9 protein-coding genes are annotated in these 18,257 nt (G+C 49.7%); all 9 read left to right on the forward strand.

The features are described from left to right. The first annotated feature begins 3 nt into the window (after nt 1–3). The 9 genes from BUB18_RS08695 to BUB18_RS08735 all read left to right on the forward strand — a co-directional run bounded on the left by BUB18_RS08695 (nt 4) and on the right by BUB18_RS08735 (nt 18,257). On the forward strand, nt 4–2,418 hold the full coding sequence (locus BUB18_RS08695) for a family 78 glycoside hydrolase catalytic domain (RefSeq protein ID WP_073079957.1): 2,415 nt from the start codon (nt 4–6) through the stop codon (nt 2,416–2,418). A gap of 2 nt (nt 2,419–2,420) precedes the next feature. Then, nucleotides 2,421–4,850: a glycoside hydrolase family 2 TIM barrel-domain containing protein gene (locus BUB18_RS08700; RefSeq protein WP_073079959.1), complete on the forward strand. Its 2,430-nt coding sequence runs from the start codon at nt 2,421–2,423 to the stop codon at nt 4,848–4,850. Nucleotides 4,851–5,022: 172 nt separating this feature from the next. Then, nucleotides 5,023–5,766 carry a DUF3826 domain-containing protein gene (locus BUB18_RS08705; protein ID WP_083549620.1) on the forward strand — a complete coding sequence of 248 codons (744 nt, stop codon included), beginning with the start codon at nt 5,023–5,025 and terminating at the stop codon, nt 5,764–5,766. A gap of 292 nt (nt 5,767–6,058) precedes the next feature. After that, entirely contained in the window at nt 6,059–9,247 is a 3,189-nt protein-coding gene (locus BUB18_RS08710; RefSeq protein WP_073079961.1) for a SusC/RagA family TonB-linked outer membrane protein, read from the forward strand. A 32-nt stretch (nt 9,248–9,279) separates the two neighbouring features. Next, complete coding sequence (locus tag BUB18_RS08715; protein WP_073079962.1) at nt 9,280–11,103, forward strand: RagB/SusD family nutrient uptake outer membrane protein; 1,824 nt, start codon at nt 9,280–9,282, stop codon at nt 11,101–11,103. Between the two features lie 25 nt (nt 11,104–11,128). Then, complete coding sequence (locus tag BUB18_RS08720; protein ID WP_073079964.1) at nt 11,129–12,043, forward strand: hypothetical protein; 915 nt, start codon at nt 11,129–11,131, stop codon at nt 12,041–12,043. A 50-nt stretch (nt 12,044–12,093) separates the two neighbouring features. After that, nucleotides 12,094–13,737: a polysaccharide lyase gene (locus BUB18_RS08725; protein WP_073079965.1), complete on the forward strand. Its 1,644-nt coding sequence runs from the start codon at nt 12,094–12,096 to the stop codon at nt 13,735–13,737. 32 nt (nt 13,738–13,769) lie between these two features. Beyond that, the gene (locus tag BUB18_RS08730) at nt 13,770–16,889 is read left to right on the forward strand and encodes a DUF6298 domain-containing protein (RefSeq protein ID WP_073080450.1); all 3,120 of its coding nucleotides are present in this window, start codon (nt 13,770–13,772) and stop codon (nt 16,887–16,889) included. Nucleotides 16,890–16,898: 9 nt separating this feature from the next. Then, entirely contained in the window at nt 16,899–18,257 is a 1,359-nt protein-coding gene (locus BUB18_RS08735; protein WP_073079967.1) for a glycoside hydrolase family 140 protein, read from the forward strand.

The raw sequence follows: 18,257 nt of genomic DNA on the forward strand, positions 1-18,257 counted from the left end.
CTTATGAAGCAATGGTGTTGTTGCTTACTTCTAATAATACTGACGGGTACTGCGTTTGCACAGGTCCGCAACCTGGATAGTACCGACTGGAAAAACGCAAAATGGATCGCGTATCAAAACATCCCCGATTCAGGCATAATTGTACCACATGTGCACTTAAATGGTAAAAAATCCTGGGGGCCGCGGAAGGATGTGTTGCCGTTGTTCCGAAAGGAGTTTAAGGTGACTAAGTCGCTGAAAGCTGCTACGGCCTTTATTTCCGGGTTAGGGCAATATGAATTGAGTATCAATGGGGCCAAAACGGGCGACAATTTCCTGGAGCCAGGATGGACGGACTATCGCCGCGCGGCTCAATATGTAACCTATGATGTTACGAACCGAATAAAGCCAGGCTCTAACGCCATCGGTGTGATGCTGGGCAATGGATTTTATTATATACCCGGTGAGCGCTATCGGAAAATGACAGGCGCTTACGGCTACCCAAAAATGATCCTGCGCCTGCAATTGCAGTATGCCGATGGTACCACGGAAGATATCGTGTCAGACGAATCCTGGCAAACCGCTCCGTCACCGATCTACTTCTCCAGCATCTACGGCGGGGAGGATTACGACGCGCAACGGGAGCAGGAAGGCTGGAACAAGCCCGGATTTAAGGCTGCAGCCTGGAAGTCCGCATTACTCACTACCCCGGTACCTTTGATCGCGCAAATCAATCCGCCGGTGCGTAAAACGCATCGCTATGAAGTTGCTACAAGCTGGCAACTGCATGATACCACCGTGTACGATTTCGGCCAGAACACCGCAGCAGTACCGGCAATACAGGTCTGGGGCAATGCCGGCGATACCATCCGACTTTTTCCAGGAGAGCTGGTAAATAAGGACGGTACGGTAAACCAAAAAGCCACAGGCGCTCCCTACATCCTCACCTATGTATTGAAAGGCAGTACCGCAGCGGCACCGGAAAGCTGGCAGCCACGATTTACGTACTATGGTCAACGTTATATCCAGGTGGTACGGATTCCGGCACACACGCGCATCAGTAAGCCCGAAGTAGTGAAAATTTTTAATGACGCTATCAGCGCCGCCGGTGCACGTATCGGCAGTTTTAGCTGCTCCAGCGATTTGTTTAATAACATCTTCCGGCTGATAGATCATGCCATCACCAGCAACACCGTCAGCGTGTTTACCGACTGCCCGCACCGCGAAAAACTAGGCTGGCTGGAACAGACGTACCTGATGGGGCCTTCTGTGTCGTACAATTACAACATCCTTCCGCATTATCGCAAAGCGATTTTCGATATGAAGCAGGCGCAATACCCGGATGGCAAGATTCCGGAGATCGTACCGGAGTTTACACACTTTACTCCCCCTTTTGATGAGTCGCCGGAATGGGGCAGTGCCGCCATCATAGTACCCTGGAATAATTACCGCTGGTACGGTGATTTAACTACGCTTACCGATTCGTATGGTATGATGAAACGGTATGTGGCCTATCTGGATAGTCGCAGTACAGGTAATATTGTATCGCATGGCCTGGGTGACTGGTTCGACATCGGCCCGCAAAGACCCGGCATTTCCCAGATGACAAAAATGGGTATAACGGCAACGGCTACTTATTATTACGACCTTACCATCATGGCCAGGGTAGCACGTGTGCTGGGTAAAAAATCCGATGCGGCGAAGTACGGTAAACTGGCTGCAAAAGTAAAATCTGCTTTTAACAAATCATATTTCGACGCCCAGCACCAGCAATACGATTCTGCCAGTCAAACTGCCAATGCCATGGCCTTATACATGAACCTGGTGCCGCAGGCCAGTCGCAAGGCGGTGTTGCATGCCTTAGTAACGGACATACATACACGCAATAACGCGCTCACCGCAGGTGATATAGGCTACAGGTATGTGTTGCAGGCGCTGCAGCAGGGCGACAGCAACGAGGTGATATTTGACATGAACTCCCGCGATGATGTACCCGGCTATGGCTACCAGATCAGGCATGGCGCTACAGCACTCACCGAAAGCTGGCAGGCCTATGAATTTGTTTCCAATAATCATTTTATGCTGGGCCACCTGATGGAATGGTTTTATGCCGGACTCGCCGGGATAGGCCAATCTGAAAGTTCCATGGGCTTCCGGGACATCGTGATTAAACCTTCGCCGGTAGGGGATATTAAATGGGTGAAATGCAGCTATGGCAGTGCTGCCGGTAATATACTGGTAGAATGGAAGAAGGAGAACAACATTTTTGAGCTAAAAGTAGTAATCCCCGAAAATGCCGTGGCTACCATTTGTATGCCTGCCACCGCTGGCGCTCGCATTACGCAAAATGGTGCAGCCCTGTCAACAGTGAGTATCAAAAACAACCGTACAGCCATTGCCGTTAGTGCCGGAAAATATTTTTTTACTGTAACTGAATAATTATGAAAATCATCTCCCGAATCAATAGCCTGATATTGCTGTGTTTGCTCGCTTTTCAGCCACTGTTGGCACAAACAGATTTTAATAGCAACTGGAAATTTTTATTGGGAGATGATAGTCTGGCCAGCCAGCCAAAATATAACGATACGAAATGGCGGCAGCTTACCCTGCCGCACGACTGGAGCATTGAACATAATTTTTCCGCTACCGTACCAGCTACCACCCAGGGTGGCGCGCTGCCAGCCGGTATTGGCTGGTACCGCAAAACCTTTCTGCTGCCTGCGAGTAATGCAGATAAAGAAGTACGTATTGAGTTTGATGGAATTTACCGCGACAGCGAAGTATGGATAAACGGCCATTACCTGGGCAGGCGCCCCAATGGCTATATTTCTTTTGCATATGAATTATCTCCCTATATCAGGTTTGGGGAGAAGAATGTGATCGCCGTGAGAGTGGACAATAGCAGGCAACCCAATTCCCGGTGGTACAGCGGTTCCGGGATCTATCGCAATGTGCGACTGGTACTGAGTAATAAAGCTGCGTTTGACAGGAATGGGATATTTGTAACTGCCGATTATAAAAATGCTGCTACCACCACTATGCCAACAGGCGTGATACAGGTAAGGGCCGGTCTGCATAACCATACCGGAGCTGCAGTAACTTGCCAGCTGCAAACTAAAATCTACGATGCCGCCGGGAAACTGGTGGCCGATACCATCTCCCGAAATATAACCCTCCCTGATAAAGGACAGGCCACACAGGCCACGATGATGCTTATACCTAACGTGAAAGCCTGGTCAGTAGACGATCCGCATTGTTATCAGGTGGTGTCCCTACTGATGAAAGGCCTGCAGATACTGGACAGCGTAGTAACGGTCACGGGCATACGATCCTGTAGGTTTAACAGCGAAAAAGGATTTTTCCTCAATGAGCAGCCGCTGAAAATTAAAGGTGTTTGCATGCACCACGACCTGGGCGCACTCGGTGCAGCAGTGAATATGCGCGCCATGGAACGGCAGCTGGAAATCCTAAAAGCCATGGGCTGTAACGCCATCCGCACCGCCCACAATCCGCCTGCACCTGAGTTGCTGGACCTCTGTGATAAAATGGGCTTTCTTGTAATGGTAGAAGCATTCGATATGTGGAAAAAGAAAAAGAATAAGTTCGACTACTATTCGGATTTCGATGCCTGGCATAAGGAGGACCTGGAAGATATGGTCCTGCGCGACCGCAACCACCCCTCCGTTTTCATGTGGAGCATTGGCAACGAAATCCGGGAGCAGTTTGATAGTACCGGTATTACACTGGCCAAAGAACTGGTGGCGATTGTAAAAGCAAAGGATTCCACCCGCCCGGTTACCTGCGCCCTGAGCGAATGGAATCCTGCCAAAAATTTTATTTATCAATCCCACGCCCTTGATGTGATTGGCCTCAACTATCATCATGAAGTGTATGAGGATTTTAGAAAATATTACCCCGGCGAAATATTTTTGGGAAGTGAAAATATGTCGGCCTTTGCCACAAGAGGCCACTATGGCCTGCCTTCAGACAGTGCGTATTTCTGGCCGGCGAAGTCGCCCCAAAAGATTGTAGAAAATGGTAACCCGGATTACACCGTATCCGCCTACGACCAGGTATCGGCTTATTGGGGAAGTACACATGAAACTACCTGGAAAATTATCCGGAAGCACGACTACCTTTCCGGCCTGTTCGTATGGAGTGGATTTGATTTTCTGGGAGAACCAATTCCTTACCCGTGGCCGGCGCGGAGCTCTTACTACGGTATCATCGACCTGGCGGGCTTTCCGAAAGATGTGTACTACATGTACCAGTCGGAATGGACCAGCAAACCGGTGCTGCACCTGTTTCCACACTGGAACTGGCAGCCAGGGCAGCTGGTGGATGTATGGGTGTACTACAACAATGCCGATGAAGTAGAATTATTCCTGAATGGTACATCCCTGGGTGTAAAACACAAAGGCCCGGATGACCTGCACCTCCTATGGCGTGTGCCTTTTACCGCAGGCACACTCAAAGCTGTGTCCCGCAAAAATGGGCAGCAGGTATTGGTAAAGGAAATATCAACGGCTGGTGCACCGGCTGCTATCACACTGCAGGCAGATCATCAAACGATTAAAGCAGATGGCAGGGATCTGTCATACGTAACCCTCCGGATAACGGACGACAAAGGCCACCCCGTTCCGGATGCAGCCAACCAGATACAATTTTCCATTGAAGGCCCCGGCATCATTGCCGGTACGGATAACGGCTACCAGGCCGATACAATTTCCCTGAAAAGTCCATCCCGGCAGTGCTGGAAGGGGATGGCCCTGGCTATCATCCAGGGTACCGGCAAAACAGGAACGATCCGCCTAAAGGCATCCAGTACCGGTATCCGCCCCGCAATAATTTCCATCCGCGCGGAGAAATAAAAAATTTACGCAATCGTTCCCGGAGATATTTTATACTGCAAATAGTAAAATGTTCCATCTTTATAGTGAAACCTTACATTGGTTAAGGTGGTAGTTGCCGGTATCTTTAAACCGGTGAAAAAAAGACAGTATCCACACTGTTTTTTTTGACTGACTGAAAAACTGATGCAACATGAAAAAGATATTCCGTGTTATGAATGGTGCTCCCATTGAAGCTGCCTTGCGTCGGCTATCCGCTGCCGGCAAATATTTGCCATCTTTTTCCAACAAAATAGTGACAGTCGTTTTCGGATGTTCGCTGTTATCGTTTTCGCTCCGCAGCGCAGCACAGGTAAATCCGGATTATGAGAAAGTGCTGACCGAAAGAACCGGCAAGATTGTAAAAACTTTAGGCATCACCGACAGCTCCCGCTACCATGCCGTCATGAACACAATCGTTCATCAATACATGGACCTCAACGCCGTGCATGAACAGTATAAAGCAGCCGTAGCTGCCATCAAAGTTGATTCATCCAAAAGCGATAAAGCCGCTGCGATCAAACAGGAGGAAGATAAAAAGAATACCGCCCTGCGCGAACTCCATCAACACTTTGTGACCAGCCTCAGTAAGGACCTGAATAAAGAACAGGTGGAGCAGGTAAAAGACGGTTTGACTTACCGCGTATTACCTGTCACCTACAGCGCCTACCAGGACATGCTGCCACAGCTGACCACTGCACAAAAAGCACAGATCTACAACTGGCTCATAGAAGCACGCGAACTGGCTATGGATGAAGGCAGCTCCGATGATAAGCATAAAGTATTCGGCAAATACAAAGGCAGGATTAATAATTATCTGTCCACCGCTGGCTACGACCTGAAAAAAGAAACAGCCGCCTGGCAGCAACGCCTGAAAGAAAGAAGAGATTCAAAATAATTCCACATCCACGTTTGTCCTGACCCCACCAGGTTTCCACGATTAGATGAAATGCAGATGCAGCTATTCAGAATGAATTATCCAGCTATTTTAAAAGGGTATCCCTATGGGCTTCCCTAACAGACAGGCAGTAACGCGTACTCCCCGGATGTGAAAACCAGATAGAAATTAATTGAATTCCATTTATGAAAATTAGCCTGTAAGCCGCATCCAGCGCCTGCAGGAGACAGATGTGATTGTCTGACAGTCTCAACCAAACTCAACTCTCAAGCTATTTTTTAAACGAACGCCAATGAATTGCATACGTTTCATTAAACCGTTGCTGTTACTATTGTTATTGGTAAGCACGCTACATGTTGCCGCGCAGGAACGGACCATTACTGGTACCATCAAGGACCAGAAAACCGGCGAACTGATAGTGGGCGCCACCGTAAGGGTAAAAAACAATACCATCGCTACCACCACCAACCCGGATGGTAAGTTTACTCTTAAGGTACCCTCTGCGGAAGCAGTGGTAATGATCTCCCACCTGGGTTATACTTTTTATGAAACAAAAGTCTCCAACCTGCCCGCAGTTATTATGTTGTCGCCTTCTGAAAGAGGCGTGGGCGAAGTAGTGGTAGTTGGTTACGGCAGCAAAAAGAAAGGTGACCTCCTTGGCGCCATCGCCAACATTAAAGGCTCCGAAGTAGAAGACCTGCCAGTGGCCAATCTGGGTAGTGCGCTGATCAACAGGGTACCCGGTGTAAACGTAAGTTATTCCTCCGGTAAGCCGGGTTCTACTACCAACATTAATATCCGTAACGCCATGACCTTCCCCGGTTCTACGGCATCCACCACACAACCATTGTACGTGATCGATGGTATCATTGTAAACCCTACCACCTATAATCAGTCTCCCAACCCGGATTTCTTCGAGAACCTGGATGCGAGCCAGATTGAAGATATTACTTTCCTGAAAGACGCATCCGCGGCCATTTACGGTGCTGCCGGTGCAAAAGGTGTGGTGCTCATTACTACCAAAAAAGGGAAAATCGGCAAACCAAGGATTACCTACAATGGCTACCTCGGACAATCCACTGAAGCGGTGAAAACTAAAACCATGACGCCTTACCAACACGGTAAAATGCTCAACGACGGCTGGGAAGCGAATAATTCCGCTTATTCCAACCGCTTCTCCGATGCGGACCTGGAAAAGCTGAAAGCAATGCCCGACCGCTCCTGGTACGACGAGTTCTGGAAACCCGGTAACGTAATGCGCCATACCCTCAACGTGTCAGGCGGTTCCGACCGTGTTACATTTTTTGCCGGCGGCAGCTATTACGATGAAGGCGGTAACTACGGCGATATCAAAGTGAAAAAATATAGCGTGCGCGGTACGATTGATGCAAAAATCATCGACGGCCTGACGGCTAACATCAGCTTCTCTTCCGACTTCAACCAGGAATACAGGGGTACCGCTAAAGGTGCCAACGCCGAAACAGACGACCAAACAATCCGAGCTCTCTACCTGACGCCTAAATGGGTGCCGGTAACCGTGCAGGGCATTCCTGTACCGTTTAACGGGCCCAATCCTCCGGGCAACTGGAGCCTGCTCGGATTGCTGAACTCAGGCAACTACACCCGTAATAAATCACAGGGCCTCAGCACCAACGCCTCGCTGGAATATAAACCGAATTTCATCAAAGGCCTGTCCGCCAGAGTTCAGTTCGGATTGCTGAACCGCAATAACATGGACAAGCAATATTATCCAACCTACCAGGTAGGCAACGTCTGGAAAACAGGCTACAGCAATAACGGTCTTCTGTACTCGGATTCCATTATTGCCACCAGCCCGTGGGTGACCATCACCAATAACGACCAGCTGTCAGAAGGTTCTACCATTTCCAGCAGCTATCAGCTGATCGGTACCCTAAACTATATGAGATCGTTTGGTCAGCACGACATCGGCGTGCTGGTAGCAGTGGACCAGAGCGAGGCGGAAGCTCGTAATATCTTCCTTACCAAAACCAAACAACTGGTAATGGGTGTGGATGAATTCTGGGCATTCAGCGATGATCCAACCACTGTGGCTACGCTGCAATCCGTGATCCGTAACCCGCAGGCGACCCAGTTTGCAAAACGTTCCTTTATCAGCCGTGTGAACTACACATTCGCGAATAAATACCTGGTTGAGTTCATCGGCCGTATGGATGCCTCCTCCAATTTCGCACCGGACAAGCGCTGGGGATTCTTTCCTACCGTAGGTTTGGGATGGAGAGTGAGTGAAGAGGATTTCTTTAAAGACAACGTTACCTTCATCGATAACCTGAAATTACGCGCCATGATGGGGGTAGTAGGAGAAGACCGTGTATCCAATAAAACTTATGTAAACAGGTTTACCCAAACCACCGGTATGCTCTTTGGCAATGCCTTCACGAATGGTTTGGACCCAAGTATTTATCCTAACCCGGAAGCTACCTGGGAAAAAGCCCGTACGATTAACGTGGGTTTTGATCTCTCCATGTTAAGATCAAAACTCAATATCACCGCCGATTTCTACCACCGTTACACGTATGATGCCTTCAACCAGCTGGATGTGAGTGTAGTGCCTATGAGTTCCGGTTTGATCACGGCTGTGCAAAACTACGGCAGGGCAATCGCCTATGGTGCAGAATTTGGTATCGGCTACCGCGATAATATTAACCGCGACTGGGGCTTTTCCGCGGATGTGAACTTCGCCGTTACCAACAGCATGATTCTGCAGCAGTATTATAGTCCTGCCGCACTGGGATTATTTGGGGAAGATGGTATCGAGAACCCGATCGGAAAAAATCCTAAAATCTATAACAGCAACAACTTCGGATACATTGCCACCGGCATACTCCGTTCACAGGATGAGATAGAAGCAATCCTCGCGAAGAACCCGAACTATACCATCGGTGGACAGAAGCCACAGGTAGGTTTTATGAACTATGAGGATGTAAACCATGACGGCAAAATCGACGACAATGATGTAACCATCATGTACGACCGCACGGCACCGATTGTAGGTTTTGGTATTACGCTCGGGGTTACTTACAAACAGTTTAAGCTACAAACGAACCTGAACCTTTCCATAGGCGGTAAAGCCTTCTATGATTCAGAAGCCAAGAAAGCGCCTACCACTACCCAAAATGCGCCGTCTTTCTGGAACGACCACTGGACACCGGAGAATCCTAACGCGAAGTATCCACGTGCCGATGCACCGCTGATCAAGGAGAATTCTACTTTCTGGGCTGTAAATGGTACCCAGTGCCGTATCAACAACGCTGTATTGTCCTACTCACTGCCGAAGGACCTCGTCAACAGATGGAAGATTCCGGACCTGAGAGTGATGGTAACGGGTACTAACCTTTGGAACATCGTAAATCCATATAAGTACAAAGATCCATACACCAGCAACTTTGCATCTTACCCAACCCTCAGAACCATTTCTGTAGGTATTGGAGCCAGTCTGTAAACCGACATTTACGCACGTTAACAACTACGAATATGAGATTACTCAAACATATCATAAAGCCTATAGCTACTGCAGGGATTTGCGCTGTAGTGCTACTGACGTCCTGTAACAAAGATTTCTTTGAAATTGAAGATCCAAACGGAATTGAAGATGAGGTAATGTGGGAAAGCGAAGGCGCTGTGGGGCTTTATCTGAACAGGGCCTACGCAATGATTATCCCGAAATGGCCTACCATTGGCGGTATTCACAATTCCTCCGATGAAACAAATAATATCAACGCGGATTTCATGTATGGCCGGCTCACGGAGAATTCTGTTACAGATATCGGTACTTCCTCCGGCCTCACCGCCAATCGCTATGCGGATATCCGCCGTTGTAATACGGGTATTGAAGGTATTAATTCCAGTAAAACGCTGTCGCAGACGGCCAGGAATACATTGAAGGCGCAGTTCTATTTCCTGCGTGCATACGCGTACTTCAACCTGGTACGCCTGTACGGAGGAGTGCCTCTGGTGTTAAGAGCACAGGGGCAGGCGGAAGATGACCTGCAGGTGCCGCGTAGTAAAACCAGTGAATGTGTGGCGCAGATAGCGGCGGACTGCGATTCAGCAGCTGCCTACCTGCCGGCCAAATGGACCGGTAACGATATTGGTCGCGCCACCCGTGCTGCTGCATTGGCTGTAAAAGCAAAAGTCCTCCTGTATTGGGCGAGCCCACAGTTTAATATCGGTAATGATGCGGCGCGCTGGGAAAATGCGTACACCGCCAGCAAGGCCGCTTATACAGCCTGTGTAAATGATGGCTACAGCCTGATCAAGAATTACGGCGACCTCTTTGTAACAGAAGACAATCCGGAAATACTCATTGTTAGAAAATATACCACCACCAAGGACCTGGGAACCAATACAGAGCAGGTAACCCGTCCGTATTCTGAAACGGTGAGTGGGGGCGGTTCTAACCAGCCTACCTGGAACCTGGTAAAAGCTTACACCATGAGCAACGGTTTGCCAATCACAGATGCCAACGCGGGTTATGATCCCGTATTATTCTGGAACAACCGCGATCCGAGGTTTAAAGCAACTATTTCCTATAATGGAGATGTATGGCCACTAAGTGGTAAGTCGGGCAGAATACAATATACCTACAAAGGTGTAGTGGAAGAATCGCCATCTACGATTGTAACAGGATTTTACTGTAAACGCCTTTGCAACCCCAGCATCAGTGCCGCGCAGGCAGCGTATAACTCTAACAGTGGTGGCGGCAGCGGGATGGACTGGATTGAAATGCGCTTCGCTGAAGTGATCCTTAACCTGGCAGAATGTGCGAATGAAACGGGTAAGTTGTCGGAAGCAAAAGATATGGTGCGACTAATCCGCCAGCGTGCCGGTATTAGGCAAGGGACTTATGATTATGGCCTGAGCATTGCTAACGACATGGCTGCCATGCGCAAACTGCTGCTCAACGAACGACAAATTGAATTTGCGTTTGAAGGCATGCGTTACCACGACCTGAGAAGAACCCGCAACCTGACACTGATCACTAATCGTGAGTCGTACATTCCCTCGCCGATTAGCCCCTACGTGGGTGGTACAGGAGGTACTAATCCGGATGCTACTAAAATTTACCTGGACAAGGTATATCCTTCCGGCATTAAACCAAGGGATACCCTCAACCTGCAAAATCCGGCTACCTACAGCAGGGTACTGCAATTGACCGCTGCATCGCTGGAAGGTTCCGATGCGATCAGTTTACCGGATAAATACTACGTATATCCGTTACCGAACACTTTTACCAGAACGCCTGCCATCCAGCAAACCAATGGCTGGTCTGGCGGTACATTCGACCCTTACCAATAATCGATCACTGTAAAACAGCATGATGATGAAAAAATATTTAATAGGTGCCGCATGCATTTTAGGAATCTTTTCTGCCTGTGAAAAGGAAGTAGCGCCTGTGGATGGCAATTACGCCACTGTAACGCTTAACGGTGGGGAAAAAGCCGTAACCGGTGACCTGGCCGTGAATCCGGGGGATAGCATCACCTTCGACTTCACTATTAATACACAGCGGGTGATGAAGTATGTAGGCATACAGAAAAACCCGGTAAATCAAACCGGATTCGTGGTACGCGATACGTTGAAAGCGCAGCAGACCAGCTACAGCGCGCTTAAAAAAATCATGGTAGATACCATCAATGGCACCTACCTGTACCGCATTGTAGCACATGATTCTGTGGGTACCTACATTGGGTCAAAGGATATCACTATCACGGTGAATCCTGACTTTTACTACTATACCGTACGTATGCTGCGGGTGCCTGATACTACCGCCAAAACCAATACCTGCTATATGGCAGCTACTACCGGTGAGGTATTCAGCTATACCACCGGTGCGGCTAATTCGGCGAAAATAGATTTCGGGTTGATGTATGATACCACCGGTACCGCCTCTGCATCTACTACTGATGACCTGAAATTCTGCCTGTATGCACTCAGTGCACCGCAGGGGCAAATTCCTTTTTATGATCTCACCAGCTGGACAAAAAATAATACTATCATGAAAAAGGCTACCAGTCCGGCTTTTAATAAATTATTATCTGGGGGAGATTTAAGAGCAGCCGCGAAAACAAATCTCGCATCCGGTACCAGTAACAAGATTACACAGTTGGCATCCGGTAACCTGGTGTTCTTTAAAACAGCTTCCGGGAAAACAGGTTGCCTGAGCGTAAACTACGCCAATGGCAGTTCTCCGGCGATCAGTAGTTATATAAACGTAGATGTAAAAATAGAACGCTAATTAATATCTTTCCGAATACACAATCTTCCGGTGAAATGAAAACAGTCGTAATGAAAAAAGAAGTTCTCCGCCTGGCATTGATGACAACTGTTGGTTTATGTGTTGCATCGAATGTAAAAGCACAGTATCCGCAAATTCCTGCTGATGTACAGCATGCTGCGGACTCGCTGATGAAAGCAGCTACCGCTCACTCTGATTCAGCCTGGGCCATCGCCTGGCCCGTTATCCAGGAGGAGGCTAGTCATGGTAAACCATTTATCCCCTGGGCATCTCGTGTAGATGAACTGCCGCAGGCGGAAGTGGCCGCGTTTCCGGGCGCTGAAGGCGGTGGCAAATACTCCTTCGGTGGCCGCGGTGGTAAAGTGTATGTAGTTACCAACCTCAATGACGACGGGCCCGGTAGCTTACGATGGGCTTGTGAACAGGGAGGAGCACGCACTGTCGTATTCAATGTGGCAGGCATCATCCGGCTCAAATCACCGCTGATGATTCGTGCGCCTTACATCACCATTGCCGGCCAAACAGCACCGGGCGACGGGGTTTGCATTGCCGGAGAAAGTGTGTGGATCAACACCCACGATGTAATTATCCGCTATATGCGTTTCCGCCGTGGTGAAACCTGGGTAGGCAGAAGAGATGATGCCATCGGTGGCAACCCGGTGGGCAACATTATGATCGATCACGTATCCGCCACCTGGGGCCTGGACGAGAACATGAGTATGTACCGGCATATGTATAACGATAGCACCGGAAAAATTGAAGATAAATTTCCAACGGTAAATATCACCATTCAGAACTCCATCTTCGGGGAGGCACTGGACACCTGGAACCACGCCTTTGGCAGTACGCTCGGCGGTGAAAACTGTACGTTTATGCGTAACCTCTGGGCTAATAATGCCGGCCGTAATCCTTCCGTAGGCTGGAACGGCGTGTTCAACTTCGTTAACAACGTAGTGTTCAACTGGGTGCACCGAAGCATTGATGGCGGCGATTACCGCGCACAATTCAATATCATCAATAATTACTTCAAGCCAGGCCCGGCAACACCTAAAAATAACGTAGGCCACCGCATCCTGAAACCGGAAAGTGGTCGTAGTAAACTGAAATATAAAGTATATGGCCGTGCCTACGTGAATGGCAACATTATGGATGGCTATCCGGAAATCACGAAGAATAACTGGAATGGTGGGGTACAGGTAGAAGAAGAAAATAACGCAGGTGAATACATGTCAAAAATAAAATGGTCTAAACCATTACCCATGGCTGAAATCACCATCCTTTCCGCAGAAGAAGCGAAGCAATACGTGCTTGCCAATGCCGGTGCTACGCTGCCTCGCCGCGACGCGGTGGATACCCGCATCGTAAATGATGTAGCCACCGGCAAAATTACCTGGGACCCTAAAGTGACACCACCGGAAACACAGTTTAAACACCGCCGTTTACCGCTGGACTCCTATAAAATTGGTATTATCACTGATCCAGGCCAGGTAGGTGGTTACCCGGACTATAAAGGCACGCCCTATAAGGATAGCGACAACGACGGTATGCCGGACGATTACGAAAAAAAGAAAGGACTGAATCCGAACAATGCAGCCGATGCGGCACAATTTTCAAAATCCGGTAGCGGCTATACGAATATTGAAGAATTCCTCAACAGCGTGGTGCAGCTGGCTAATGTGACGCCGGCAAAATAAGCAGATTCTACAGAGCAATGATAAAGGTGTGCATGTTATTTAGAAAGAAACTGGCGCTGATAGCGGGCCTCTGCCTGCTATCAGCTGAATCATCTGATGCCCAGAAGAAACTGAAGCCCGTACCGCCGATTGCCTTCGCGCAAGGCAAACTGCAATATGTTCCGGATTCGCTGGGTAACCGGATTCCGGACTTTTCCTATAGCGGATACAAGGCTGGTGAGGATAGCATTCCGGATGTACCGGTAAAAGTGGTGGTGCCATTGCAATCCGGTGATGCTACCCGCCGTATCCAGGCGGCTATCGACTATGTGAGCAAACTGCCGCTGTCAAAAGAAGGCTGGCGGGGCGCTGTGTTGTTGCAGCCGGGAAATTATACCGTAGCAGGGAGCCTGCTCCTGCATACGAGCGGTGTAGTGCTCCGTGGCAGCGGTTTTGCTGATGGTGGTACCATTATCACCGGCGCCGGTCAGGGGCGGGAAACGCTGATTCGTATACTGGGTAAAGATGATAAAGTGATGTTAGATAGCACCACCATTACAGATGATTATGCGCCGGTAAACACACGTACGCTACACGTAGCGTCGCACAAGGGGTTACGCACCGGCGACCTCGCCGCGATTACGCGGCCGGGCACCCAGGCCTGGATCACAGATCTTGGTATGGAACATTTCGGCGGCGGTATCACCTCGCTGGGATGGAAACCGGGCCAGCGCAATATCAGCTGGATCAGAACGATTACAAACACCGGTAATAATACCATATCCATTGATGCACCGATTACTACAGCTATAGAGAAAAAATATGGATACGCCACGCTGGCCACCTTCAGCTGGCAGGGGCGTGTTCATAACTGTGGTATTGAAAACCTGCAATTGGTGTCTACCATTGCTGCAGCTAATCCTAAAGATGAAGATCACCGCTGGATGGCGGTTTCCATGGATAATGTCAGGGATGCATGGGTGCGTCAGGTAACCTTTTCACATTTTGCTGGCAGCGCCGTAGCACTTTACGAAAACGCGTCGCGCATCACAGTGGAAGATTGCATCTCCCTAAAACCTGTTTCAGAAATAGGTGGGGAGAGAAGAAATACTTTTTTTACAGCAGGCCAGCAAACCCTTTTCCAGCGCTGCTATGCCGAAGGTGGTATCCATGATTTTGTAACGGGATTTTGTGCCGCCGGTCCCAATGCATTTGTGCAGTGTGAGTCGAGCCGCCCTTACAGCTTCAGCGGTGGCCTGGACAGCTGGGCTTCCGGTGTGTTGTTTGATGTGGTGTATGTAGATGGTAATGCGATCAGTTTTATGAACCGCGGCCAGGATGGACAAGGCGCCGGCTGGAATATTGCCAATTCGGTACTGTGGAATTGCAGTGCCGCCCGGATCGACTGCTATGCACCGCCCACAGCCCAAAACTGGTCACTCGGCTCCTGGAGCCAGTTTGCCGGCAATGGCTACTGGGGCGAATCCAACAATAGCATTGAACCCAGAAGTCTTTATTATCAACAATTAAAAGAGCGTGTACGCGTGGCCGATATCTCCCGCGAACTGATGCTCATTGAAACAGATGCGAGCAGCAGTCCTTCTGCTGCCACGGCCGCCCAGCTAACACAGGCAGCCACCACACCCACCAAAACATTAAAAGCATTTATTTACGAAGCGCCGCAGCGCAATTATATTCCTGTAAATGCCGCTGGCAGCAAAGCTATTGACCAGCTGGTAAACATTCCTGCTACAGAGAAGTCCACCGCTACCACCGCTGCTATCCACCTGCAGCACGGCTGGCTGGTGAGCAATGATGCGCTGGCTACCGGCCGCCGCATCAGCGTGCCCTGGTGGAATGGCAATGCCAGAACTTATGGCCGCTTGGCCGCAGGTCCCGCTATCACCCGCTTTGTGCCCGGCCGCAACGGCCGCGGATGGACGGACGATCTCGTGTCCCTCACCGATACCATGCTGCTCACCCACACCGTAGCAGTGGAACAAAACTATGGCCTCTGGTACGATCGCCGCCGTGATGATCACGAGCGCATCCGCCGCATGGACGCAGAGGTATGGGCGCCCTTCTATGAACTTCCTTTTGCCAGAACAGGCCGTGATACCGCCTGGGACGGACTCAGCAAATATGACCTCACCCAATACAACCACTGGTACTGGAGCCGCCTCAAACAATATGCTGACCTCGCAGATCAGCGCGGGCTGCTGTTAGTGCACCAGATGTATTTTCAACATAACATCATTGAAGCCGGTGCACACTATGCGGATTTCCCCTGGCGCACAGCTAACAATATCAACAACGTAGGATTCCCCGAACCGGTGCCCTATGCCGGCGATAAGCGCATATTTATGGCAGAGCAATTTTACGACACCGCCCATCCGGTACGCCGTACCCTGCACCAGCAGTACATCCGCCAGTGCCTCAACAATTTCGCCGATAACACCGGCGTGATACAGCTGATAGGTGAGGAGTTTACCGGACCGCTGCATTTTGTGCAGTTCTGGCTCAACACCATTCGCAGCTGGGAAGCCGAAAACGGGAAGCGACCGCTGATAGGCCTCAGTACCACCAGGGATGTACAGGATGCAATACTGGACGACCCTGCGTATAATAGCCTGATAGATGTAATCGATATCCGATACTGGTACTATCAGGCAAACGGTACCGCCTATACGCCGCAGGGAGGCCAAAGCCTGGCACCGCGGCAGCATGCGCGACTCCTGAAACCAAAGAGTACCTCCGCCGAACAGGTTTACCGTGCCGTATTGGAGTATAAACTGAAATGCCCGGACAAAGCGGTGATCTATTCTGCGGATGCCTCGGACAAATTCGGCTGGGCGGTAATGATGGCCGGCGGCTCGCTGCCGGTGGTGCCGGCAAAAGACAAGCGCTTCCTGCAAGCGGCTGCAGCCATGCATCCGCAGGCTACCACTGATGGACAATGGGTGCTGACGGGAGATGCGGGCATGATAGTGTACACCAATAACAATAGCATTATTGCCGACCTCACCAGGGCTAACGGCAGATATAATATTTACTGGATTAATACTACTACCGGTGAACTGCAGTCTTCCAAAGAAACTGTGCAGGCCGGTAAAACCATACAGCTGAACAAACCTGCCAATGGTAACTGGGTGCTGTGGTTGAAAAAAATCTGATATCCTGATATGAAAAAATGGCTACTGACAGGACTGTGCGTGTGGGCGTATACGTTACAAGCGCAAACACCTTTACCGCTAAAGGTCTCGGATAATAAACACTTTTTAGTTACGTCAGATGGTAAACCCTTCTTTTGGCTGGGTGATACCGGCTGGCTGCTGTTTGTGAAATGCAACCGCGAAGAGGCCGTGAAATACCTTGATACCCGCAAACAGCAGGGGTTTAATGTGATCCAGGTAATGGTGCTGCATGATGTGAGAAAGGCAAAAAATGCCTATGGGGATTCCGCCCTGATCAATGGCGATGTTTCCAAACCCAACATTACTACCAACAAAAATAACTACTGGAATCACATCAGCTTTGTGATCGACGAGGCAGCCAAACGCGGCATGTATATCGCATTGGTACCGGTATGGGGCAGCAATGTGAAGTCGGGCTATGTAAATGCTGCACAGGCTGCCACTTACGCCCGGTTCCTGACGGAAAAATATGGGAGCAAACCTAACATCATCTGGATGAACGGCGGTGATATCCGCGCCACAGAAGGTATGGACGTATGGCAAACCCTGGGAAAAACGATTAAGGAAAATGATCCGGATCACCTGGTAACCTACCATCCGAGAGGGCGCTATTCTTCCTCTGAATGGTTTCATGACGCACCGTGGCTGGATTTTAATATGTTCCAGAGCGGCCATCGTAATTACGCGCAGGATACCAGCACCAGCGATAAAAATCATTTTGGAGAAGATAACTGGAAGTTCATCGACATCGATTATCACCTGCAGCCCACCAAACCGGTGCTGGACGGAGAACCTTCCTATGAAAATATTCCGCACGGCCTGCATGATAGCCTGGAAGTTCGCTGGACGGCGGCCGACCTTCGCCGGTACGGCTACTGGAGCGTATTTGCAGGAGGTACCGGATTTACCTATGGCGAAAATGCCGTGATGCAGTTTCATCGCTCTGGCGATACGGATGGTAACTACGGCGTAAATATGGAATGGAAAAAAGCAGTATTGAGTCCGGGTGCCACACAAATGCAATATCTGAAAAACCTCCTGCTGTCCCGTTCCTACCTGGATCGAAAACCAGCGCAGGAGCTGCTGCCGGAAAACATTGGTACTAAATACGACCACCTGGTGGCCACCAAAGGAAACGACTACGCTTACGTATATACGTTTACAGGTGCGCCCTTCAAAGTAGATCAGTCCAGGCTGGGGTTTGTTGTTGGGAAAGCCTCCTGGTACGATCCTTCCAACGGTAAATACACCAAAGCCACACTGAATAAAAGGGCCACCATTACCCCGTACACACCGCCTGCGCGCAGGCAAAATGGGAACGACTGGGTGCTTGTGCTGGAAAAATAA

Source organism: Chitinophaga jiangningensis (assembly GCF_900142605.1).
GTDB classification, from domain to species: Bacteria; Bacteroidota; Bacteroidia; order Chitinophagales; family Chitinophagaceae; genus Chitinophaga; species Chitinophaga jiangningensis.